Raw genomic sequence first — 21,110 nt, forward strand, 5'->3', positions numbered from 1 at the left:
CGCGGACGCGAAACCCGATGTAAGCTATTGGCGCGTAATGCGGGTGCCGATGCGGACGATAAGGACGATGACGCGCCTGTGGCTGGCGCTGGTCGCGCTGTGCCTCGCGCTCGCCGTCGTCTTGGCGGCGCAGGCGGCGTGGCGCGCGATCGCCGCGCATGGCGTGGCCGCGCCGCCGCTGCCCGCGCCCGCCGGGTACGAGGCGGAGGATCATTTCCCCGGTGCCGCGCTGCTCTACGCCGCTGCCACCGCACCCGCCGCGGGCGAGAGCGCCGCGCCGGCGGAGGGCGTCACCGGCTCCACCGCTTTGCCCGCGCTGCCCGTATCGGCCGCCGTCCTCGCGGCGGCACTGCGCAGCGGCAGCGGCGCCGTGCCCTTCTCGACCAAGGCGGCGACCGGCCTCGACCGGTCGCGCGCGCTCGAATGCCTCACCGCCGCGATCTATTACGAGGCGGCCTCCGAATCCGACGCGGGCCAGTCCGCGGTCGCGCAGGTGATCCTCAACCGGGCGCGCCATCCCGCTTTCCCCGCGACGGTGTGCGGCGTCGTCTATCAGGGCTCCGAGCGCGCCGGCTGCCAGTTCAGCTTCGCCTGCGACGGCGCGATGGCGCGGGTGCCGGCGCGCGCCGCCTGGGCCCGCGCGGCGCGGCATGCGGCGATGGCGCTCGCCGGCTATGTCTATGCGCCGGTCGGCCTCGCCACGCATTACCATACCTATGCGGTGACCCCGGCGTGGAACCGGGCGATGGTGATGACCGATATCGTCGGCGCGCATCTGTTCCACCGCTGGAAGGGTTTCTGGGGCACTCGCGCCGCCTTCGCCCGGAGCTATCTTGGCGGTGAGCCGCTGCCCGGCCCGCACCTGCGGCTCGGCGTACCGCCGGTCGCGCCGCCGCCCGAACTGATCGCCGCCGCCGCACCGCTGCCGGTCGCGCCGGGCGCGCCGCAACCCGCGGCCAGCCCGACCCCCGACATGTTGCCGCCCGCCGCGACGGTGCTCGACAGATGGAAGGATTCGGGCAAGCCGCTGTTCTAGGCGCACGCGCCCGCCCCCTTCAGATGAACGCGGTCGTTGCGCGGAACAGCGGCCGCCGGCGTCCATGGGTCGCGGCCTACGCCGGGATGACGATCGGCGAAGGCGAAGCCGCCCTATTTCGCTCCCTTCACATATCGATCGAACCACGCGATCGAGCGCGCGCGCACGTCGCTCGCCTGCTCCGGCGCGCTGACGCAATGGCCCGCGTCGGGATAGATCACCAGGCTGACCGGCACGTTACGGTCCTTCAGTGCGTGCCACCATTCGATCGACTGGGTCGGCGGCACCTCGATGTCGCGCTCGCCGACATAGATGAAGGTCGGCGTCTTCGCCTTCTTCGCCTGATAGACAGCCGACACGTCCTCATAGGCCTTGATGTCGTCGTACATCGTCTTGCCGAAGAACGGCAGCAGCCACTGGTCGATGCCGTTGGTGCCGTAATAGCTCACCCAGTTGGACAGGCCGGCACCGGCGACGATCGCCTTGAACCGGTTCGTCTGGGTGTTGGTCCACATCGCCATGAACCCGCCATAGCTGCATCCGCCCAGCCCCAGCCGCGCGTCGTCGACCGGCGCGACGCGCTCGACCGCGTCGATCCCGGCGAGGATGTCGCGCAGGTCGCCGCCGCCGAAGTCGCGCTTGTTCGCGGCGGTGAACGCCTCGCCCTGGCCGTAGCTGCCGCGCGGATTGGGCAGGAAGACGTAATAGCCCGCCTTGAGCAGCGCGCCGTTCGTCGACCCCGCCGAGACATAGCCCGGCATCGACGCCGCCGACGGGCCGCCATGCACCATCGTGATCATCGGCGCCTTGCCGGCGGGCGCGGTGCGCGGCGCGAGCAGCCAGCCCTGCACGTCATAGCCTTCGTTCTGCCACGCGATGCTGCGCGCGCTGGCCAGCACCGGTGCGGCGTCGTTGTCGTGGGTGATCTGCCGCACGCCGGTCGCCGGCGCGGCGACCGGTCCGGCATAGATCGCCGGCGCATGCTCGTAATCCTGCACCACCGCCGCGGCGACGCGGCCGTCGGCGGAGAAGACCGCGCGGCCGTCGCCCGCCGCGCTGCTCGCCGGCTTGGCGAAGCCCGGCGCGACCGGCTGGCCCGGCGTCAGCGTGCCGAACTGGATGCTGTCCCCGGCCAGCGTCACCGTGCGCAGCCCGCCCGCGGTCCAGTCGATCGTGGTGACGGTCGACTTGGCGCCGGCGGTGATGTTGCGCGGCGTGCCGCCGGCCAGCGGCACGGTGAAGACGTCGCCGCCGATCGAGCCGAAATCGCTCATCAAGCCGCCGATATAGGCGACCGTGCGCCCGTCCGGCGAGACGCGCGGCTGGTTGAGCTGCGTCGCCGGCTTGGCGATCGGGCGCACCGCCCCGGTGCGTGCATCGATCGCATCGAGCGTCGCCACCCACCAATTGTTGTCGCCGTTACCGAGCGCGGTGGTCGCGACGAAGCCGCGCCCGTCGGGCGTCCAGTCATATTCGTAGACGTAGCGCCCGGCGGGCGACAGCGGCGTCACCGTCGTCGCCGCGGTTTTGGCGATGTCGAACACCGCCAGCCGCTGTTCGTCGTTCTTCTCGCCGATCTCGCCGATCATCCGCACGCCCGCCTGCGTCGCGCCCGATTCCTTGGCGGCGCCCAGCGTCACCAGCAGCGCGATGCGCGTGCCGTCGGGCGAGACGCGCGGTGTCTGCGCGATGCCGGGGATCGTCGCGATCGTCCGCGTCGTCGTCGCGTCGGCATAGCTCAGCCGCACCGCCGCGGTATCGCGGACCAGGAAGACGAGGTCGCCATTAGGTGCGAAGCTCAGCCCCGAGTAAATGCACGTCTTGCACGGATCGATCGTCCGCAGCACGCGGCCGTCGGCGGTGCCGCGCACCGTCACCACGCCATGGCCGCCGGCACTCTCGATCGCCGCGACCCGGTCGCCGGTCGGCGAGATCGCCAGCCCGCCATATTGATGCAGCGCCTGCGCGGCGGCGGGCGAGGTGGACGCGAGCAGGGTGGCGGCGAGGATCAGGCGCATCGGAACTCCGGCGGACAGGCACTATCCCCGACGCTTAGCGTCTCGCCGCCGCGCCGCAAGCGGAACGCGGGATACCGCGCCCCGCCGCGTCCCCTTATCGACAGCGGACGTTGTTGCGGTCGACCGAGCGCCCGACCGCAGCACCCGCGGCACCGCCGAGCAACGTGCCGAGCAGACCCGAATTGCCCGGCGCGATGATGTTGCCGAGCACGCCGCCGGCGAGGCCGCCGACGATCAGCCCGGTCGTCCCGTCGTTGCGGCGGCAATAATATTGGCCGTTCTCGCCGCGATAGATCCGGTCGCGCGAGGACAGGCGGCGTTCGCGATAGCGCGGGCCGTCGGCATAATAACGATCGGCATAATAGCCGCCATATGCCGGATCGACCCGGTTATAGTCGTAGCGGCTGTAGCTCCGATACCGGCCGTCCGTACCGGTGGTCGAGCATCCCGCAAGCGCGGTCGCGGCGATCGTCGCCGCCAACAAGGGTATCCGCATGACATCCTCCCATCTGATTTAGATCAAAGAAGAATGTCCATTGCGGCGATTTGGTTGCAACATGGATCACGCTGCGGCCGGCGGAACGCGGCGCCTCGCCCGGCGGTTGAAGTCCCGAGAGGAACCGACGATGACCGACGACACCAAGCCGACGACCGAGACATCCGATCCCAACCTGTCCACCGAACATCAACGCGCCGGCGACGCACGCCGCCCGAGCGACACGCTCGACAAGGACCAGCCGCAGGGCGAGACGATCCCCCGCAAATCCTCGCTGCTCGGCAACGACTGACCGCGCGGCGAACGTCCACGAACCTGCACCCCGGCGAAGGCCGGGGCCCAATTGGGTGAAGGCCGGTGATGACCGAGCGACGGCCTTCCCGACCAGCTTCCGGCTTCGCAAGATGTGCGCAAATCCCACCAGTGCTCCCGCGAAGGCGGGAGCCCAGGGCCCCGGACGCCGCAAGACGTTGCCCTGCCTGACCCTGGGTTCCCGCTTTCGCGGGAACACTGGTGAGGTGACCTTTTGCAAAGCTCCTGCGAAGGCCGAGCCGCGGTCGGGAAGGCCATTGAAGTCAGCGCAGGCTTCCACCCCGTCGGGCCCCGGCCTCCGCCGGGGTACACCGGGTGTCTGCTCAGGCCGCGCCGGCCGCCTCGCTGAACCCGCTGCCGCGATCGGCGACCAGGGTCGGCGCCGGCCCCGTCGCCGGCCGCAGCGCCTCGCGCTCTTCCTCGGTCGGCACCGCGGTGGGATCGGGGCGGAACGCCTCGACCGCGCGGCTATCGTTGCCGGGATGCGCGTCGCCCATCAGATCGGTCGGCACGTGCTCGGCGGCCGGATTGCCCGGCTGCTCCTCGAAATGCTTCTCCGTCTCGGCCATACCGACCGGCGCGGCGGCCATCGTCGCCGGGCGCGGCGCGATCGGGCTGGTCGTGCTGTCGCCCGGCACCGCGCCCGCACCCGCGTCGTCCGCGAGCCGCCGTGGCCGCGAGCCGGGCGTGGGGCCGAACGCCGCCGTTGCCGCGGTCCACGCCGCCGCACCCACCGCGAAGGCGCCGAGGCCGAAGCCGATCTTCTTGTAATCCATCGTAAAGCGTCCCGGTTGCTGCTGTTCGCTCATCCAACGGTGCGCGTCCGGGCGGGTTCCGCCTCGTCCAGCAGCACCACCAGCGCCTCGATCACCTGCCGGTCGCTGAACGGCTTGCCGATCAGCGGCGTCGTCCGGAACCGTTCGGGCAGGGTGTACGGCCGGTTGGCCGACAGGAAAGTATAGGGAATGGCGAGATCGCCGAGCCGATCGGCGACATCGAACGACATATGATCGATCAGCACGACGTTGAGCGTCGCCGCGTCCGGTCGCGGTGCGTCGCCGGCAAGTGCCGCGAGCGCCTGCCCGGCGGTGGCGAACGGGCCCAGTACCGTGCCGCCGGCATCGGTGACGATCCCGTCGAGATGGTCGGCGAGCAGCCATTCGTCCTCGACGATCAGGATATGCCGACCGGCGAGCGGCGCGGCGGAAGGGGTCTCGGTCATGCCGTCGCAACCGGCCGCAATTCGCATCCGTTCCTTGCCGATCAAGCGGATATGCCCGGATCGGCAGCGATGACGGCGATTTGCCGCTCCATTGCTTTGCTATAGGCGGGCGGACGATGCTCTCGCGCCTCGTCCTGACCGATTATCGCAACCATGCGGGCCTTGCGCTCGCGCCGGGTCCGGGCTTCGTTGTGCTCACCGGCGAGAATGGCGCGGGCAAGACCAACGTGCTCGAGGCGGTGTCGCTGCTCGCCCCCGGCCGCGGGCTGCGCCGCGCCGCGCTCGCCGACATGCAGCGGCAGGGCGGCGCGGGCGGCTTCGGCATCGCCGCGACGCTCGCCGCGCCCGGCGGCGACGTCGAGATCGCGACCGGCACGCTCGCCGCGGCGCCCGACCGCCGCCAGCTGCGTATCCAGGGCGCCGCCGCCACCGCCAATACGCTCGCCGAATGGCTCACCGTGCTGTGGCTGACCCCGGCGATGGACCGGTTGTTCGTCGAGCCGGCGGGGGAGCGCCGCCGCTTCCTCGACCGGCTGACGCTGGCGCTGCTCCCCGGCCATGCGCATCACGCCGCGCGCTACGAGGCGGCGATGCGCGCACGCAACCGCCTGCTCGCCGCCGATGCGCCCGCCGACCCCGATTGGCTGACCGCGCTGGAGACGCAGATGGCCGATCATGGCGGCGCGATCGAGACCGCACGCTGCACCACCGTCACGCTGCTCGGCGAACGGCTCGCGGACCAGCCCGACGGCCCGTTCGCGCGCGCCGCGCTGGCGCTGGAGGGCTGGCGCGGCGACGGCGCGCAATTGCTCGACGCGCTGCGCCAGGGGCGCCCGCGCGACGCCGCCGCCGGCCGCGCGCTCGCCGGTCCGCACCGCGCCGACCTCGCCGTCACGCATCTCGGCAAGGCGCAGGCGGCGGCGCTCGCCTCGACCGGCGAGCAGAAGGCGCTGCTGCTCGGCATCGTCCTCGCCCATGCCGAACTCGTCGCGCAGCGCACCGGCCACGCCCCGATCCTCCTCCTCGACGAGATCGCCGCGCATCTCGACCCGCTCCGCCGCGCCGCGCTGTTCGACCGGCTCGCGGGCCACGGGCAGGTGTGGATGACCGGGACCGAACCCGCGCTGTTCGCCGCGATCGGCGGCGACGCGACGCGGGTGGAACTGGGGTGAATAAGTCCTCCCCCGCCAGGGGGAGGTGGCGCGGCGAAGCCGTGACGGAGGGGGAGGATACGGCACGTTCGCCGTATGCGGAAACGCCCCCTCCACCACCCGGCTGCGCCGGGCGGTCCCCCTCCCCCGCTGAAGCGAGGGAGGAATTGCCTCACCACCCCCAACCGCCCATTTCGCTTTCGTTCCGCCCCTGTAATCCCTATATCCTCGCTATGGCAGAACCCCAGAATGCGAACGAATACGGCGCCTCGTCGATCAAGGTGCTGAAGGGCCTCGACGCGGTGCGCAAGCGGCCGGGCATGTATATCGGCGACACCGACGACGGATCGGGCCTCCACCACATGGTGTTCGAGGTCAGCGACAATGCGATCGACGAGGCGCTCGCCGGCCATTGTGACCGGATCGACATCCAATTGAACGCCGACGGATCGGTCAGCGTCACCGACAACGGCCGCGGCATCCCGACCGGCATCCACCCCGAGGAAGGCGTCTCGGCGGCAGAGGTCATCATGACCCAGCTCCACGCCGGCGGCAAGTTCGAGAACACCAGCGACGACAATGCCTACAAGGTGTCGGGCGGCCTGCACGGCGTCGGCGTCTCGGTCGTCAACGCGTTGAGCGAATTCCTCGATCTCACCATCTGGCGCGACGGCGAGGAGCATTACATGCGCTTCGCGTTCGGCGACGCGGTCGCCCCGCTCAAGGTCGTCGGCCCCGCCGCGCCCGGCCAGAAGGGCACGCGCGTCACCTTCCTGCCCTCGCCCGCGACGTTCAAGATCACCGAATTCGACTTCGAGAAGCTGGAGCATCGCTATCGCGAGCTGGCGTTCCTCAACTCGGGCGTCCGCCTGTTCCTCACCGACGCACGCCACGAGGAAGCGAAGACGGTCGAGCTCTATTACGAGGGCGGCATCGCCGCGTTCGTGAAGTGGCTCGATCGCGCCAAGACGCCGCTGTTCCCCGAACCGATCGCGATCCACGGCCAGCGCGACGAGGTCGGCATCGACGTCGCGCTCGAATGGAACGACTCGTATTACGAGAACGTCCTCGCCTTCACCAACAACATCCCGCAGCGCGACGGCGGCACGCACCTTGCCGCCTTCCGCGCCGCGCTGACCCGCACGCTCAACAATTATGCGGACAAGTCGGGGATGCTGAAGAAGGAGAAGGTGACGCTCACCGGCGACGACATGCGCGAGGGGCTCACCGCGATCGTCTCGGTCAAGCTGCCCGATCCCAAATTCAGCAGCCAGACCAAGGACAAGCTCGTCTCGTCCGAGGTACGCCAGCCGCTGGAATCGCTGATGGCGGACAAGCTCGCCGAATGGCTGGAGGAAAATCCCGCCCACGGCCGCTCGATCGTCGGCAAGATCATCGACGCCGCCGCCGCGCGCGAGGCCGCCAAGAAGGCGCGCGAGCTGACCCGGCGCAAGGGCGTGATGGACATCGCCTCGCTGCCCGGCAAGCTCGCCGACTGCCAGGAGAAGGACCCGGCCAAGTCCGAGCTGTTCCTGGTCGAGGGCGATTCGGCCGGCGGCTCGGCCAAGCAGGGCCGTGATCGCCACTTCCAGGCGATCCTCCCGCTGCGCGGCAAGATCCTCAACACCGAGCGTGCGCGCTTCGACCGGATGATCGCCAGCCGCGAGATCGGCACGCTGATCCAGGCGATGGGCACCGGCATCGGCCGCGACGACTTCAATGCCGACAAATTGCGCTATCACAAGATCGTGATCATGACCGACGCCGACGTCGACGGCGCGCATATCCGCACCTTGCTGCTGACCTTCTTCTACCGCCAGATGCCCGAGCTGATCACCCGCGGTCACCTCTTCATCGCGCAGCCGCCGCTGTACAAGGCGACCAAGGGCCGGTCGGAAGTCTATCTCAAGGACGATGCCGCGCTCGACGAATATCTGGTCGACGCCGGCGTCTCGTCGATGGTGTTCGACGCGCCGAGCGGCACGCGCTCGGGCGCCGACCTCAAGAGCCTGCTCGACCATGCCCGCCGCATGCGCACGCTGATGCGCTACGTGCCGCGGCGCTACGACCCGGTGATCATCGAGGTGCTGGCGCTCGCCGGCGCGCTCGACCCCAGCTTCACCCGCGACCAGCGTGCGGCGACGGTCGCCGAGGTCGTCCGCCGGCTCGAATCGGGCGACGAGGAAGCGCGCTGGACCGCGCGGCTGACCGAGGACGGCGGCATCCACTTCGAACGGCTGTGGCGCGGCGTCACCGACCATCACATCGTCGAGGCGACCTTCCTCGCCAGCGCCGAGGCGCGCAAGCTGCACGGCCTCGCCGCCGAACAGGCGGAAAGCTTCGTCGCGGCGGGCAAGCTGATCCCGCTCAAGGGCCTCGCCGCCACCGCGGCGGACCCCGAACCGGCCACGGACGGCGGCGAGGAGGCCGAGGAGAACGCCGGCCAGATCGGCAGCATCACCACCACCGTCTCGCGCGGCGAAAGCCTCGTCGCGCGGCCGTCGCAATTGCTCGACGCGATCCTCGCCGCGGGCCGCAAGGGCCTGGCGATCCAGCGCTACAAAGGGCTCGGCGAGATGAACGCCGACCAATTGTGGGAGACCACGCTCGATCCCTCGAACCGCACGATGCTGCGCGTCACCTCGGAAGACGTCTCGGCCGCCGACGTGATCTTCACCCAGCTGATGGGCGAAGTCGTCGAACCCCGCCGCGAATTCATCCAGGACAACGCGCTGAACGTCGCCAACCTGGACGTCTAGGTTTGACACCCTCAATTCCTCCCCCGCCAGGGGGAGGTGGCGCGGCGAAGCCGTGACGGAGGGGGAGGTAAGCGACCACTTCGGTTTCGTGTCCTCCCCCTCCGTCATGCCTGTGGCATGCCACCTCCCCCTGGCGGGGGAGGAATTGAGGGCGACCCTAAACGTCGATCCGGCCCACAGTGCCTAACGACCTTCTTCAAACGCGGCGCAACGCCTGCGTCCATTCCCGCCCCCGCACGTTATCGTCGCGACAGCGACCGACAGGAGCAGCGATGACGACCTATCCGTTAAGCGAACCCGCGACGATCTACGCCATCGAAGGCGATACCGAGGCGATGTCGGACGTCGTGGGCCAAGGCACGCTGGCGGAATGCGTCGATGTCGTCGCGGCGATGTCGCCGGACAGGCAGCAGGCGATCTTCATCCAGATGGACGACCTCGGCCTCCGCTTCGGACCGCCCGAGGTGGCGGAGCTGCTGCGCTTCCTGCGCGACGAAAGCGCCGGCCTGTCCAACACCGAGATCGCCGACATCCCCGTCGACCACTGATCCCTCCGGCGCGATCGACGCCACGGGAGGGCCCGCCCCGTCGTCAGCCCTTGCAGGTGCCGGCGACCCGGGCCGCCCGCTGATCGAGGACGACGTTCATCCTGCCCTTGGCCGTCTGACCGGTCATCTCGGCGCGGCCGACGAAGCCAGCGGCGGTAAAGGTCCCGGCGCGGCTGACCTGCATCGGCGTCCCGTTCTTCTGCGGACAGGTCAGCGCCTGCGTGTAGCGGCCGTCGGCGATCTGCTGCTTGTCGACCCGGCATCGTGCCTTCGGATCGGGCGCCAGCACCGCCGCGATGGTCTGCCCGGGCGCGACGCACTTATGCTCCGCACGCGATTTGCCCTTGGCCATCCGCAGCAAGAATCCGGGCGCCCCCGGCACGGTCAGATCGACCACCGTCGACGTGACGTCCCAGCGCTCCTGCGCGAGCGACTGGGCGGCGCCGACCGCGGGCAGCGGGAGCAGAACGGCGAACAGGGTCAGGCTGCGCATCCACAGGCCATGGCGCCTGCCCGCCGCCAGCGCAAGCAGCCGATCGCCGCCCGCCGCACCGAATAAGAGGACAACCCCCGCCGGATCGGCTACCGCCCAAGCTCTCGTCTTGCGAAGGGTCAGCGCCGTGCGGTTCACCTCTAAGTTACTGACTTTGGCCCTGATCCTCGCCGCACCCACGGTCGCCCCGGCAATCGCGGCGGGTCAGGCGACGGCGCCGGCCGCGACCGCCGCAACGACGGGGACCGGCCCGGCGTGGCGCACCGCCGCGCGCCTGCACCGCGGCATCAACATCCTCGGCTACGACCCGTTGTGGCGCGACGCGGCCAAGGCGCGGTTCAAGACGCGCCACTTCCGCATCATCCGACAGGGCGGGTTCGATTTCGTCCGTGTCGTGCTCCAGTCGTTTAGCCATATGGACGCGCAGAACCGGCTCGATCCGCAATGGCTCGCGACGCTCGACCGGGTCGTCCGCGAGGCGAGCGCCGCGGGCCTCAGCGTCATCATCGACGAACACGATTTCAACGTCTGTTCGAAGGCGCCGGATGCGTGCGAACCCAAATTGATCGCCTTCTGGACGCAGATCGGCGAACGCTATCGCGATGCACCGCCGTCCGTGCTGTTCGAACTGCTCAACGAACCGCACGCGCCGCTGGACGATGCGCGCTGGAACGCGATGCTGCGCACGCTCATCCCCCTGGTCAGACGGACGAACCCCCAGCGCACGTTGGTGATCGGCCCGAGCCGCTGGAACAATCTCGAGGAACTGCCCAAGCTCGACCTGCCCGAGGCCGACCGCAACATCCTCGTCACCTTCCACTCCTACGAACCGTTCCGCTTCACGCATCAGGGCGCGCCCTGGGCACCCGAGCTGACCGGCGTCAAGAACGTGCCGTTCACCGCGGCGGACGAACGGCGGATCAAGGCCGATTACGACACCGTCGGCGCATGGTCGAAGGCGAACGATCGCCCGGTTTTGATGGGCGAATTCGGCGCCTATGAGAAAAGCGGCACGCCGATGGCGGCACGCGCGCGCTACACCGCGACCGTCCGCCGCGAAGCGGAGGCGCACGGCTTCCCCTGGGCCTATTGGCAGTTCGACAGCGATTTCATCCTGTACGACATCGATCGTGACCGCTGGGTGGAGCCGATCCGCCAGGCGCTCGTGCCGGAAGAAACCAAAGCCGCGGCGCCTCGTTGACCGGACCGGGACCGCCATTCCGGTCCTTGAGAAGTCCTCCCCCGCAAGGGGGAAGACTTCATGACCTGAATGTCTACCCCGCCTAGGCCTGTCGTCCCGAGAGATTGCCCATGCGCCTGATCGCGATCGAAGAGCATGTCCTGCCCCCCTTCGTCCGCGACGCCTGGGACGCCGCGCCACCCCCGCACGATCCGGTCTCGGCCTTCGCCGACGGTGGCGAGAACGGCCGCCGCCTCGCGGATCTCGGCGACGGCCGGATCGCGCTGATGGACGAACAGGGCGTCGACGTGCAGGTGCTCTCGCTCACCACCCCCGGTCTGCACAATCTCGCCCCCGCAGCGGCGGTCGAGACGGCGCAGCGGGTCAACGACCTGATCGCCGAAACCTGCGCGCGCCATCCCCACCGCTTCCAGGGGTTCGCCGCCGTGCCGACCCCGGATGCCGACGCCGCGCCGCGCGAACTCGAACGCGCGGTCCGCGACCTCGGATTGAAGGGCGCGCTGCTCTGCGGCCGCACGCGCGAGCGTCATCTCGACCATCCCGATCTGCGCCCCCTGCTCGCCAAGGCGGCGGAGCTGCACGTGCCGCTGTTCATCCATCCGCAGACCCCGCTGGCGGGGGTCCGTCAGGCCAATTATTCGGGGATCGGCGAGACGGCCGACCTCGCTTTGGCGGCATTCGGCCTCGGCTGGCATTATGAGGCGGGGCTGCAATGGCTGCGTCTCGCCGCGGCCGGCGTGTTCGATGAGCTTCCCGACCTGCAGATCATCCTCGGTCACTGGGGCGAGGTGGTGCTCTTCTATCTGGAGCGCACGTCCGCGGTCTTCGCACGCGCGCTCGATCTGCGCCGATCCTTGTCGGACTATGCCCGCAGCAACCTGTACGTCACCGGCAGCGGCATGTGGAGCGAGACCTATCTCCACCGCTGCCTGGAGATCGTCGGCCCCGAGCGCCTGCTGTTCTCCACCGACTTCCCCTATCAATATAAGGAAGGCGGCGCCCCGCGCCATTTCCTCGAATCGGTCCAGCTCGACGATGCCGCGCGGCAAGGCTTCGCCCATGCCAATTGGGATCGCCTGACCGGCGCCATCGCGCAGCAGGACAGCCCGCCCGCCCGATAAACGGCAACCGCCGTCTAACGTCGGGGGATGCGCATCCGTGGCGGTAGCAGGAACCCCGTTACGCCGCGCGCCGCTGGGTCATGCCCAGCCAGTCGCGCGCCTGGCGCTGTGCGGCGGCGATCTCGCGGGCGGTCATGTCCTCCGCCACTTCGGCGCGGGCGTCGACGGCGTCGCTGAAACCCGCCACCGCAGCGAGGTTGAACCATTTATGCGCCTCGATCAGATCGACCGCCGCGCCGGCGGTGCCGGTCTGGTAGCAGACGCCGAGGTCGAACAGCGCCTCCGGCCGGCCGCGCATCGCATCGGCGATGCGGCTGTCTATAAGGAATTGCGCGCTCTTGAAACTATTGCCCATGGTTTGCCCCCATTCGTCATGACGACACCATCGGCGATTCGTCCTGCGAATTGGTTAACGCAGAGGCAACCCTACCGATCAGGCGTTCGGTTCGACCGCGATATTGTCGATCAGCCGCGTCGCGCCCATCCGCGCCGCCGCGAGCAGCCGCCGCGGCCGGTCCGCGGCAGGCGATTCGGCGAGCGTCTCGGCATCGGCGAGCGCGATGTAATCGACCGTGAACCCCGCCGCGATCAGCGTCGCGCGCGCTTCGGCGAGCGCGGTCTCGATATCGTCGCCGCGCCCCACCGCCCGCGCCGCGACGCCGAGCGCGCGCGGCAAGGCCACCGCCTTGGCGCGCTGTTCGTCGTCGAGGTAGATGTTGCGCGAGGACAGCGCGAGGCCGTCGTCGTCGCGCTGCGTCGGCACGCCGACGATCTCGATCGCCATGTCGAGGTCGGCGACGATGCGGCGGATCACGGCGAGCTGCTGGAAGTCCTTCTCGCCGAAATAGGCGACATCCGCATCGGTCTGGTTGAACAATTTGGTGACGACGGTGGCGACGCCGTCGAAATGGCCCGGCCGCGCCGCGCCGTCGAAGCCGTCGCTGACCCCGGTCACGCCGACGTTGGTCGCGAAGCCCGCCGGATACATCGCCTCGACCGGCGGCAGCCACAGCAGGTCGCAGCCGCCCTCCGCGAGCAGCCGCGCATCCGCCGCCTCGCGTCGCGGATAGCGGCCGAGGTCCTCGTTCGGGCCGAATTGCCTGGGGTTCACGAAGATCGACGCGATCACCTTGGTGCCCGGCCGGCGGGCCGCCTCGACCAGCGCCATATGGCCCGCATGCAGCGCCCCCATCGTCGGCACCAGCGCGATCGTCGCGCCGTCCGCGCGGAAAGCGGCGACCGCCGCACGCAGCCCGTCCAGGTCTCGAACCGTCAGCACCGTTTAATCCCTCGAACAATGAGCGCGCGGCTTCTATGAAGAGCGTCGTGACCGAGCAACCCGCCAGCATCGATAAGGAACGAACCGTGCCCGCAGGGCCACACGTCATCGTCTTCGCCAATGAAAAAGGCGGCACCGGCAAGTCGACGACCGCGGTGCACGTCGCCATCGCGCTCGCCGCCAAGGGGGCCAAGGTCGCGTGCTTCGACCTCGACCATCGCCAGCGTACCGTCGGCCGCTATCTCGAGAACCGCGCCGCGACGATCAAGCGGACCGGCAGCGACCTGCCGATGCCGATTCACGCGACGCACGACGGCGCGAGCGAGTCGGTGTTCGAGGAGACGTGGCAGCGCCTGTCGGAGGGCGCCGACTTCCTGATCATCGACACCCCCGGCCGCGACGATTATTTCGCGCGCACCGCCGCGGCGCTGTCCAACACCTTGGTCACGCCGATGAACGACAGCTTCGTCGATTTCGACCTGATCGGGCAGGTCGATCCCGAGACGTTCAACGTCACCCGCCCCAGTTTCTATTCGGAGCTGATCTGGGACGCGCGCAAACAGCGCGCCCGCGCCGACGGCACCCAGATCGACTGGGTCGTGCTGCGCAACCGCCTCCAGCATATCGAGGCGCGCAACATGCGCCGCGTGTCGGATGCGCTCGGCCAGCTCGCCAAGCGCGTCGGCTTCCGCATCATCCCCGGCCTCGGCGAACGCGTGATCTATCGCGAATTGTTCCCCGCCGGGCTGACGATGATCGATTCGAAGGAATTCGGCGCGATGGGCCTCGGCCACGTCGCCTCGCGGCAGGAATTGCGCGAGATGATGAGCGCGCTCCAGCTGCCCGAGCCCGGCGTCCCGCAGGCCGCCGCATGAAATGGCTGTTCGTCATCGGGCTGATCTGGTTCGCATGGCGCTATCTGCGACCGGCCGCCAAGCGCCCGAAGCTCACCGACACGCAGCGCGCGCGGCAGGTGCTGGGCCTGCGCGCCGGGGCGGACGAAGGCGAGATCCGCGCCGCGCATCGCCGCCTGCTCGCCGAATCGCATCCCGACCGCGGCGGCTCGGTAGCCGCGAGCACCGAAATCAACGCGGCGCGCGACCTGCTGCTCGGCGCGCTGCGCCACGGCGGATGAGCCACGTCCTGTCGCCCGCGATCCTGCGGGAATATGACGTGCGCGGCACCGTCGGCCGCAACCTCGGCGCCCCCGATGCCATGGCGATCGGCCGCAGCTTCGCCACCCGCGTCCGCGCCGCCGGCGGCCGCCGCGTCGCGGTCGGCCGCGACGGCCGCCTGTCCTCGCCCGAGCTGGAGGCGGCGCTGGTCGCCGGCCTCGTCGCCGGCGGCGTCGATGTGGTGCGGATCGGCATCGGGCCGACGCCGATGCTCTATTATGCCGAGGCGACGCTCGGCGTCGACGCCGGCATCCACGTCACCGGCAGCCACAATCCGCGCGACGACAACGGCTTCAAGATGGTGCTCGGCCACCGCTCCTTCTACGGCGCCGACGTGCAGGACCTCGCCCGCATCGCCGCCGCCGGCGCGTGGAGCGAGGGCGCGGGCAGCATCGCCGACGCCGACGTGCTCGACGCTTATGTCGCGCGGCTCCTCGCCGGCCACGGCGGCGGCCACTACCGGATCGGCTGGGACTGCGGCAACGGCGCCGCCGGCCCCGCGGTCGAGGCGCTCACCGCCCTGCTCCCCGGCGAGCACCATACGCTCTACACGCAGGTCGACGGCCGCTTCCCCAACCATCACCCCGACCCGACCGAGGAGCATAACCTCGCCGACCTCAAGGCGCTGGTCCGCCGCGAGGGACTCGACTTCGGCATCGCCTTCGACGGCGACGGCGACCGGATCGGCGCGGTCGACGGCGCCGGCCGCGTGCTGTGGGGGGACCAGTTGCTCAGCCTGCTGATCGCGCCGGTGCTCGCCGATCTGCCCGGCGCGACCGTCGTCGCCGACGTCAAATCCTCGCAATTCGTCTTCGACCGCATCGCGGCGCTCGGCGGCACGCCGGTGATGGGCGCCACCGGCCACAGCCTGATGAAGGAGGCGATGCTCGCGCACCACGCGCCGATCGCCGGCGAACTCAGCGGCCATATCTTCTTCGCGCACGATTGGTACGGCTTCGACGACGCGCTCCACGCCGCGGTGCAATTGATCCGCGCGGTGCATCTGTCCGGCCGCTCGCTCACCCAATTGCGCGACGCGATGCCGCCGTTGGTGAACACCCCCGACCTGCGCTTCCCGGTCGATCCCGCGCGCAAGTTCGCGGTGATCGACGAGGTCCGCGCGCGGCTGGAGGCTGCCGGCACCCCGGTGATCGCGATCGACGGCGTCCGCGTCACCACGCCGCAGGGCTGGTGGCTGCTGCGCGCCTCCAACACGCAGGACGTGCTCACCGCCCGCGCCGAGGCGGCGGATCAGGTCGGGCTCGACGCGCTCCTCGCCGCGATCGACGCGGCGCTCGCGGCGTCGGGCGTCACGCGCGATTGACAGCCGCCGCGCGCCGGATAGGGTCGGCGCATGGTGGGGACCTACAGCACGGAACGGCCGGTCGACAATTTCCGGTCGAGCACCAATCGCTGGCTGTTCGGCAGCTTCACCGGCTGGCTGACCATCCTCGCCTGCGCGATCGGCGTCGGCCTGATCGTCATCGCGGTGCGCTGGCTGCAGAATCTGTCGGCCTCCTATGCGATCACCGACCAGCGGCTGATCGTGAAGCGCGGCCTCGTCATGAAGTCGATCGACGAGATCGAATTGTACCGGATCAAGGACGTCCGCGTCGATTATTCGCTTATCAACCAGATCACCGACATCGGCACGATCACCATCACCTCCTCCGACCGCACCACCGGCAACGCGCAATTCGTGCTGCGCGACATCCCCGCCGCGCGCGAGCGCCGCGAAGGCCTGCGCAAGCTCGTCGACCGCGCCCGCCGCCTGCGCGGCGTCCGCGAGATGGACATCGACGACGAGGATTATCGGTAAGGCCCGCCCTGCCCCACCCACCCCACGTTCGTCATCCCTCACCCACATTCGTCATCCCGACGAAAGTCGGGACCCATGGTGACGAACGTGGATAGGGCAGCGACGCCGGCACGCCCCCTTCCCACTGGCATAATCGCCGCCAAGCGCCCATTTAGGGCATAATGCGACCCACCCCCCAGATCATCCGCGTCATCGACCTCGAAACCACCGGCAGCGCGCCGCCGGCGCATGGCGTGTGCGAGATCGGCTGGCAGGATGTCGCGCTCCAGCAGGACGGCCGCTGGGAGCTGGAGGGCGAAGGCGGGGCGATCCTGGTCAACCCCGGCCGCGCCATCCCGCCGATCACCCAGGCGATCCACCACATCCTCGACGAGCATGTCGCCGAGGCGCCGTGGTGGCACGACGTCGCGCGCCGCGTGCTCGATCCCTATCCGCGCCGCCTCGCACTCGCCGCGCACCGCGCCGATTTCGAGCAGCAATTCTGCACCCCCAACCTAACCCATGGTCAGGAGTGGATCTGCACCTGGAAATGCGCTTTGCGCCTCTGGCCGGACTCGCCCAGTTTCTCCAATCAGGTGCTGCGCTACTGGCGCAAGCCCGCCGGCCTCGATCACGACCGCGGCCTGCCCGTCCACCGCGCCTTCCCCGACGCCTACGTCACCGCGCACCATCTGCGCGACCAGCTCAACGAGGCGAGCGTCGCGCAATTGCTCGACTGGTCGCGCACGCCCGGCCTGATCCCGCGCGTCCGCTACGGCCCGCATCGCGGCAAGGCGTGGAGCGAACTCGACCACGAGAGCCTGATGGCGTTCATGGCCGATCGCGACCCCGACATCCGTTTCACCGCCAACGCCGAGATGGACCGTCGCAGCGGCGGCGGCGCCGTCGGCCGCGCCACCACGCAGGAATTGCTGCTGTAGATCGGGAAGGCGTCCGGAGTTTTGGCTAAATTCCTCCCCCGCCAGGGGGAGGTGGCATGCCGAAGGCATGACGGAGGGGGAGGACACGGAACCGGAGTGGTCGCTTACCTCCCCCTCCGTTACGGCTTCGCCGCGCCACCTCCCCCCGCCAGGGGGAGGAATTTGCCCGATGTCGATCCGGCCTAGGCCCCCCACCCCGACGGCGTCGCTGGCGTCACGACCCCCGACGGCGTCGCTGGCGTAACGACACCGCCTCGCGTAAAGCCCCGCGCGTGATCAGAAAAGTCCGCAACCCGTTCGTCGTATCCGAGGGCCGTTTCGGCCGGCTGCTCGTCACGTTCATGGCGCTCGGCTTCCTCGCTTTGGTCGCGGCGGGGATCGGCGCGGGCTGGGCGACGGGGCAGAACGAGAGCCACACCCGCTCGGTCAACCACACCTATGAGGTCGAACTGGCGGTCAGCAACGCACGCCGGCTGATCGAACAGGGCGAGGCGTCGCGGCGCGGCTATCTGCTTACTGGCAACCCCGAATATCGCGACGCTTATCATCGCTGGTCGGCGGCGACCCCCGTCGCGCTCGGCTATCTCCAGCATCTCACCCGCGACAATCCGGCGCAGATCGCGACGCTGCGGCAGCTTCGCGGCGAGATCCAGGCGTTGCTCACCCAGCGCGCGCGCACGATCGCGCTGATCGACGCCGGTCGTGCCGATACCGCGGTCGCGCTGTTCCGCACCGAGGCGAGCGTGCGCCGCCTGACCTCGATCCGCGACGCGTTCGAACGGATGGCGGTCACCGAACGCCGCCTGCTCGCCGAGCGCGATGCGGCGCAGCGCACCAGCGTGCGCATCTTCTACGGCATCCTCGCGCTCGCCGCGGTGATCCTCGCGCTGGTCGCGCTCGCCTCGCTGCTCACCGTGCTCGGCTATACCCGCGACCTCGCCCGCTCGCGCGATTCGCTGCGCGAGTTCAACGAGCATCTCGAAGAAACCGTGCACGAGCGCACCGCCGATCTCAGCCGCGCCAACGAAGAGATCCAGCGGTTCGCCTATATCGTCAGCCACGATCTGCGCTCGCCCCTGGTCAACGTGATGGGCTTCACCGCCGAGCTTGCCGCCGCCACCACCCCGCTCACCGAGCTGGTCGATCGCGCCGAGGCGGAGGCGCCGCATATCGTCAGCGAGGAGGCGCGGCTCGCGGTGCGCGAGGACCTGCCCGAATCGATCGGCTTCATCCGCACCTCGACGCAGAAGATGGACCGGCTGATCAACGCCATCCTCAAATTGTCGCGCGAGGGCCGCCGCGTCATCGCGCCCGAGACGATCGATCCCGGCGCGATCGCCGACACCGTCGCCGGCTCGATCCGCCACCTGCTCGACGAGCGCGGCATCGCCTTCAGCGTCCGCCGCCCGATCCCGCCGGTCGTCACCGACCGCGTCGCGCTCGAACAGATCCTGTCGAACCTGATCGAGAATGCCACCAAATATCTCCAGCCCGGTCGCCCCGGCGTGATCACGGTCGCCGGCGAGCAGCGGCGCGACCGCGTCATCCTGTCGGTCACCGACAACGGCCGCGGCATCGACCCGCGCGATCACCAGCGCATCTTCGACCTGTTCCGCCGTTCGGGCCAGCAGGACCAGCCCGGCGAGGGGATCGGGCTGGCGCACGTCCGGGCGCTCGCCTATCGTCTCGGCGGCACGATCGACGTGGAGAGCGAACCGGGCCGCGGCTCCACCTTCCGCCTCAATCTTCCCAAGACCTACGTTAGTCAGGACAGCGCAGCATGAACGCCCATCAATCCGTCGGCATCGTGATGATCGAGGACGACGAAGGCCATGCCCGGCTGATCGAGAAGAACATTCGTCGCGCCGGCATCCTCAACGATATCAAGCATTTCACCGACGGCACCCAGGCGCTCCACCATCTGTTCGAGGCGGACGACGGTCCCGCCAAGGGCGCGCCGGCGCTGATCCTGCTCGATCTCAATCTGCCCGACATGAGCGGCACCGACATCCTCCAGCGGATCAAGGCGGAGGGCAGCCCGTTGAAGCGCACCCCCGTCGTCGTGCTGACCACCACCGACGACAAGATCGAGATCCAGCGCTGCTACGATCTCGGCTGCAACGTCTACATCACCAAGCCGGTCAATTACGAAAGCTTCGCACAGGCGATCCGCCAGCTCGGTCTGTTCCTGTCGGTGATCCAGGTCCCCGCAGTCGAGGAACATTGATCTGGCCGAAGCCGCCAACCCCAGCGTACTCTATATCGACGACGACGACGGCATCCGCCGCCTCGCCGCGCGCGGGCTGGCGCGGCGCGGCTATCGCGTCACCACCGCGGAGGGCGGCGCCGAGGGGCTGATGCTGGCGGCGTCGCAGCCGTTCGACCTGATCGCGGTCGATCATTACATGCCGGGGATGGACGGGCTGGAGACGCTCGAACGGCTCGCCGCGCTCCCCGTCATGCCGCCGGTCGTCTACGTCACCGGCTCGGACGAGGGGCGGATCGCGGTCGCCGCGCTCAAGGCGGGCGCCGCCGATTACGTCGTCAAGACGATCGGCGACGACTTCTTCGACCTGCTCGCCGCCAGTTTCGAACAGGTGCTCGACCGCAGCCTGCTGGCGCGCGAAAAGGCACGCGCCGAGGAGGACCTGCGCGCCAGCAACGCGCGGCTTGAGGCTTTGCTCGGCGAAGTCAATCACCGCGTCGCCAATTCGCTCCAGCTCGTCTCGGCGATGGTGCGGCTACAGGCCGGCGCGCTCGCCGATCCGACCGCGCGCGCCGCGCTCGACGATACGCAGCGGCGGATCGGCGCGATCGCGCAGGTCCATCGCCGCCTCTATTCGGCGAACGATGTCGAGAGCGTCGACATGCGCGACTATCTCGGCTCGCTCGTTGCCGAACTCGCCGAAACCTTGTCCAGCGACACCGCGCCGCACGCGCTGCGCGTCGCCGCCGAACCGATCCGCCTGCCCACCGACAAGGCGGTGTCGCTGGGCGTCATCGTCACCGAACTCGTCACCAACGCCTGCAAATACGCCTATCCCGCCGGCGCCGGCGGCGAGATCCGGGTGATGCTCTCCGCGGACGGCGAACAGGCGTTCCGCCTTTCGGTCGAGGACGACGGCTGCGGCATGCCCGCCGAAGCGACGCCGAAGGGCACCGGCCTCGGCACCAAGCTGATCCGCGCGATGGCGCAGAGCCTGCAGACGATCGTCGAATACGAACCCCGCACTAACGGCGTCTGCGCCACCCTCCGCGCCGCGGTATAGGTCGACGCAGAAGGTAACGCGTTGAGCCACAAGGCGAAATAGCCGCCCCTGTCCTACACCCCACCAGCGTCCTAAGCAGCGACAAATTCCTCCCCCGCCAGGGGGAGGTGGCATGCCGAAGGCATGACGGAGGGGGAGGTAGCAACGTCCTCGGTGGTGTTTCTCCCATCTCGGCCCCGTCGCTGCCCCCACCCCCCGGCGGTAAAGGACAAGAGCAAGGAATGGCCAGACGCGCTATCCCGTCTTCCGTCTATCACCACCAGAATGGAAACGATCGCCCCCGATCGTTTT

Annotated in this window: 22 protein-coding genes; 15 read left to right on the forward strand and 7 right to left on the reverse strand. The window is 69.4% G+C overall.

Annotated elements, in window-relative coordinates:
• Nucleotides 1–67 precede the first annotated feature (67 nt).
• Entirely contained in the window at nucleotides 68–1,036 is a 969-nt protein-coding gene (locus SFC76_RS17235) for a cell wall hydrolase (protein WP_322850639.1), read from the forward strand.
• A gap of 113 nt (nucleotides 1,037–1,149) precedes the next feature.
• Here the strand turns inward: SFC76_RS17235 and SFC76_RS17240 are convergent, their stop codons facing one another.
• On the reverse strand, nucleotides 1,150–3,054 hold the full coding sequence (locus SFC76_RS17240; protein ID WP_322850640.1) for an LpqB family beta-propeller domain-containing protein: 1,905 nt from the start codon (nucleotides 3,052–3,054) through the stop codon (nucleotides 1,150–1,152).
• Nucleotides 3,055–3,148: 94 nt separating this feature from the next.
• Entirely contained in the window at nucleotides 3,149–3,550 is a 402-nt protein-coding gene (locus tag SFC76_RS17245; protein ID WP_322850641.1) for a glycine zipper 2TM domain-containing protein, read from the reverse strand.
• A 130-nt stretch (nucleotides 3,551–3,680) separates the two neighbouring features.
• Here SFC76_RS17245 and SFC76_RS17250 point away from each other — a divergent pair, with 130 nt between their 5' ends.
• The gene (locus tag SFC76_RS17250) at nucleotides 3,681–3,842 is read left to right on the forward strand and encodes a hypothetical protein (protein ID WP_322850642.1); all 162 of its coding nucleotides are present in this window, start codon (nucleotides 3,681–3,683) and stop codon (nucleotides 3,840–3,842) included.
• A gap of 343 nt (nucleotides 3,843–4,185) precedes the next feature.
• Here the strand turns inward: SFC76_RS17250 and SFC76_RS17255 are convergent, their stop codons facing one another.
• Entirely contained in the window at nucleotides 4,186–4,638 is a 453-nt protein-coding gene (locus SFC76_RS17255; protein ID WP_322850643.1) for a hypothetical protein, read from the reverse strand.
• A gap of 29 nt (nucleotides 4,639–4,667) precedes the next feature.
• On the reverse strand, nucleotides 4,668–5,084 hold the full coding sequence (locus SFC76_RS17260; protein WP_322850644.1) for a hypothetical protein: 417 nt from the start codon (nucleotides 5,082–5,084) through the stop codon (nucleotides 4,668–4,670).
• 116 nt (nucleotides 5,085–5,200) lie between these two features.
• Here SFC76_RS17260 and recF point away from each other — a divergent pair, with 116 nt between their 5' ends.
• From recF to SFC76_RS17275, 3 genes are all read left to right on the forward strand, one after another.
• Complete coding sequence (recF, locus tag SFC76_RS17265) at nucleotides 5,201–6,256, forward strand: DNA replication/repair protein RecF (protein WP_322850645.1); 1,056 nt, start codon at nucleotides 5,201–5,203, stop codon at nucleotides 6,254–6,256.
• Between the two features lie 212 nt (nucleotides 6,257–6,468).
• Entirely contained in the window at nucleotides 6,469–8,994 is a 2,526-nt protein-coding gene (gene gyrB, locus SFC76_RS17270; protein WP_322850646.1) for a DNA topoisomerase (ATP-hydrolyzing) subunit B, read from the forward strand.
• Between the two features lie 272 nt (nucleotides 8,995–9,266).
• Nucleotides 9,267–9,542, forward strand: coding sequence for a hypothetical protein (locus SFC76_RS17275; protein ID WP_322850647.1), 276 nt, complete (start codon nucleotides 9,267–9,269; stop codon nucleotides 9,540–9,542).
• Nucleotides 9,543–9,585: 43 nt separating this feature from the next.
• On the opposite strand, the gene SFC76_RS17280 is transcribed toward SFC76_RS17275, so the two are convergent.
• Nucleotides 9,586–10,035 carry a DUF3617 domain-containing protein gene (locus SFC76_RS17280; protein ID WP_322850648.1) on the reverse strand — a complete coding sequence of 150 codons (450 nt, stop codon included), beginning with the start codon at nucleotides 10,033–10,035 and terminating at the stop codon, nucleotides 9,586–9,588.
• A gap of 154 nt (nucleotides 10,036–10,189) precedes the next feature.
• Here SFC76_RS17280 and SFC76_RS17285 point away from each other — a divergent pair, with 154 nt between their 5' ends.
• Both SFC76_RS17285 and SFC76_RS17290 read left to right on the forward strand, forming a co-directional pair.
• Nucleotides 10,190–11,236, forward strand: a complete 1,047-nt coding sequence (locus tag SFC76_RS17285) for a glycoside hydrolase family 5 protein (RefSeq protein ID WP_322850649.1) — start codon at nucleotides 10,190–10,192, stop codon at nucleotides 11,234–11,236.
• Between the two features lie 110 nt (nucleotides 11,237–11,346).
• Nucleotides 11,347–12,357: an amidohydrolase family protein gene (locus tag SFC76_RS17290; RefSeq protein WP_322850650.1), complete on the forward strand. Its 1,011-nt coding sequence runs from the start codon at nucleotides 11,347–11,349 to the stop codon at nucleotides 12,355–12,357.
• Between the two features lie 58 nt (nucleotides 12,358–12,415).
• On the opposite strand, the gene SFC76_RS17295 is transcribed toward SFC76_RS17290, so the two are convergent.
• The gene (locus tag SFC76_RS17295; RefSeq protein ID WP_322850651.1) at nucleotides 12,416–12,712 is read right to left on the reverse strand and encodes a hypothetical protein; all 297 of its coding nucleotides are present in this window, start codon (nucleotides 12,710–12,712) and stop codon (nucleotides 12,416–12,418) included.
• Between the two features lie 78 nt (nucleotides 12,713–12,790).
• Complete coding sequence (panC, locus tag SFC76_RS17300; RefSeq protein ID WP_322850652.1) at nucleotides 12,791–13,636, reverse strand: pantoate--beta-alanine ligase; 846 nt, start codon at nucleotides 13,634–13,636, stop codon at nucleotides 12,791–12,793.
• Between the two features lie 86 nt (nucleotides 13,637–13,722).
• Between panC and SFC76_RS17305 the strand changes: the two genes are divergently transcribed.
• From SFC76_RS17305 to SFC76_RS17340, 8 genes are all read left to right on the forward strand, one after another.
• Nucleotides 13,723–14,511 carry a division plane positioning ATPase MipZ gene (locus SFC76_RS17305; RefSeq protein WP_322850653.1) on the forward strand — a complete coding sequence of 263 codons (789 nt, stop codon included), beginning with the start codon at nucleotides 13,723–13,725 and terminating at the stop codon, nucleotides 14,509–14,511.
• A complete protein-coding gene (locus SFC76_RS17310) occupies nucleotides 14,508–14,771 on the forward strand; it encodes a J domain-containing protein (RefSeq protein WP_322850654.1) in 264 nt (87 codons plus the stop codon). The genes SFC76_RS17305 and SFC76_RS17310 overlap by 4 nt, the downstream gene beginning before the upstream one ends.
• Nucleotides 14,768–16,135 carry a phosphoglucomutase/phosphomannomutase PgmG gene (gene pgmG, locus SFC76_RS17315; protein ID WP_322850655.1) on the forward strand — a complete coding sequence of 456 codons (1,368 nt, stop codon included), beginning with the start codon at nucleotides 14,768–14,770 and terminating at the stop codon, nucleotides 16,133–16,135. Before SFC76_RS17310 ends, pgmG begins: the two co-directional genes overlap by 4 nt.
• A gap of 30 nt (nucleotides 16,136–16,165) precedes the next feature.
• Nucleotides 16,166–16,630, forward strand: coding sequence for a PH domain-containing protein (locus tag SFC76_RS17320; protein ID WP_322850656.1), 465 nt, complete (start codon nucleotides 16,166–16,168; stop codon nucleotides 16,628–16,630).
• Between the two features lie 161 nt (nucleotides 16,631–16,791).
• A complete protein-coding gene (locus tag SFC76_RS17325) occupies nucleotides 16,792–17,550 on the forward strand; it encodes an exonuclease domain-containing protein (protein WP_416222439.1) in 759 nt (252 codons plus the stop codon).
• Nucleotides 17,551–17,822: 272 nt separating this feature from the next.
• Nucleotides 17,823–19,334, forward strand: coding sequence for a sensor histidine kinase (locus tag SFC76_RS17330; RefSeq protein WP_322850657.1), 1,512 nt, complete (start codon nucleotides 17,823–17,825; stop codon nucleotides 19,332–19,334).
• A complete protein-coding gene (locus tag SFC76_RS17335) occupies nucleotides 19,331–19,777 on the forward strand; it encodes a response regulator (RefSeq protein WP_137899422.1) in 447 nt (148 codons plus the stop codon). The genes SFC76_RS17330 and SFC76_RS17335 overlap by 4 nt, the downstream gene beginning before the upstream one ends.
• A 1-nt stretch (nucleotide 19,778) precedes the next feature.
• Nucleotides 19,779–20,819, forward strand: coding sequence for a sensor histidine kinase (locus tag SFC76_RS17340; protein ID WP_322850692.1), 1,041 nt, complete (start codon nucleotides 19,779–19,781; stop codon nucleotides 20,817–20,819).
• The last annotated feature ends 291 nt before the right edge of the window (nucleotides 20,820–21,110 follow it).

It is taken from the genome of Sphingomonas sp. CD22 (assembly GCF_034556155.1).
Taxonomy (GTDB): Bacteria; Pseudomonadota; Alphaproteobacteria; order Sphingomonadales; family Sphingomonadaceae; genus Sphingomonas.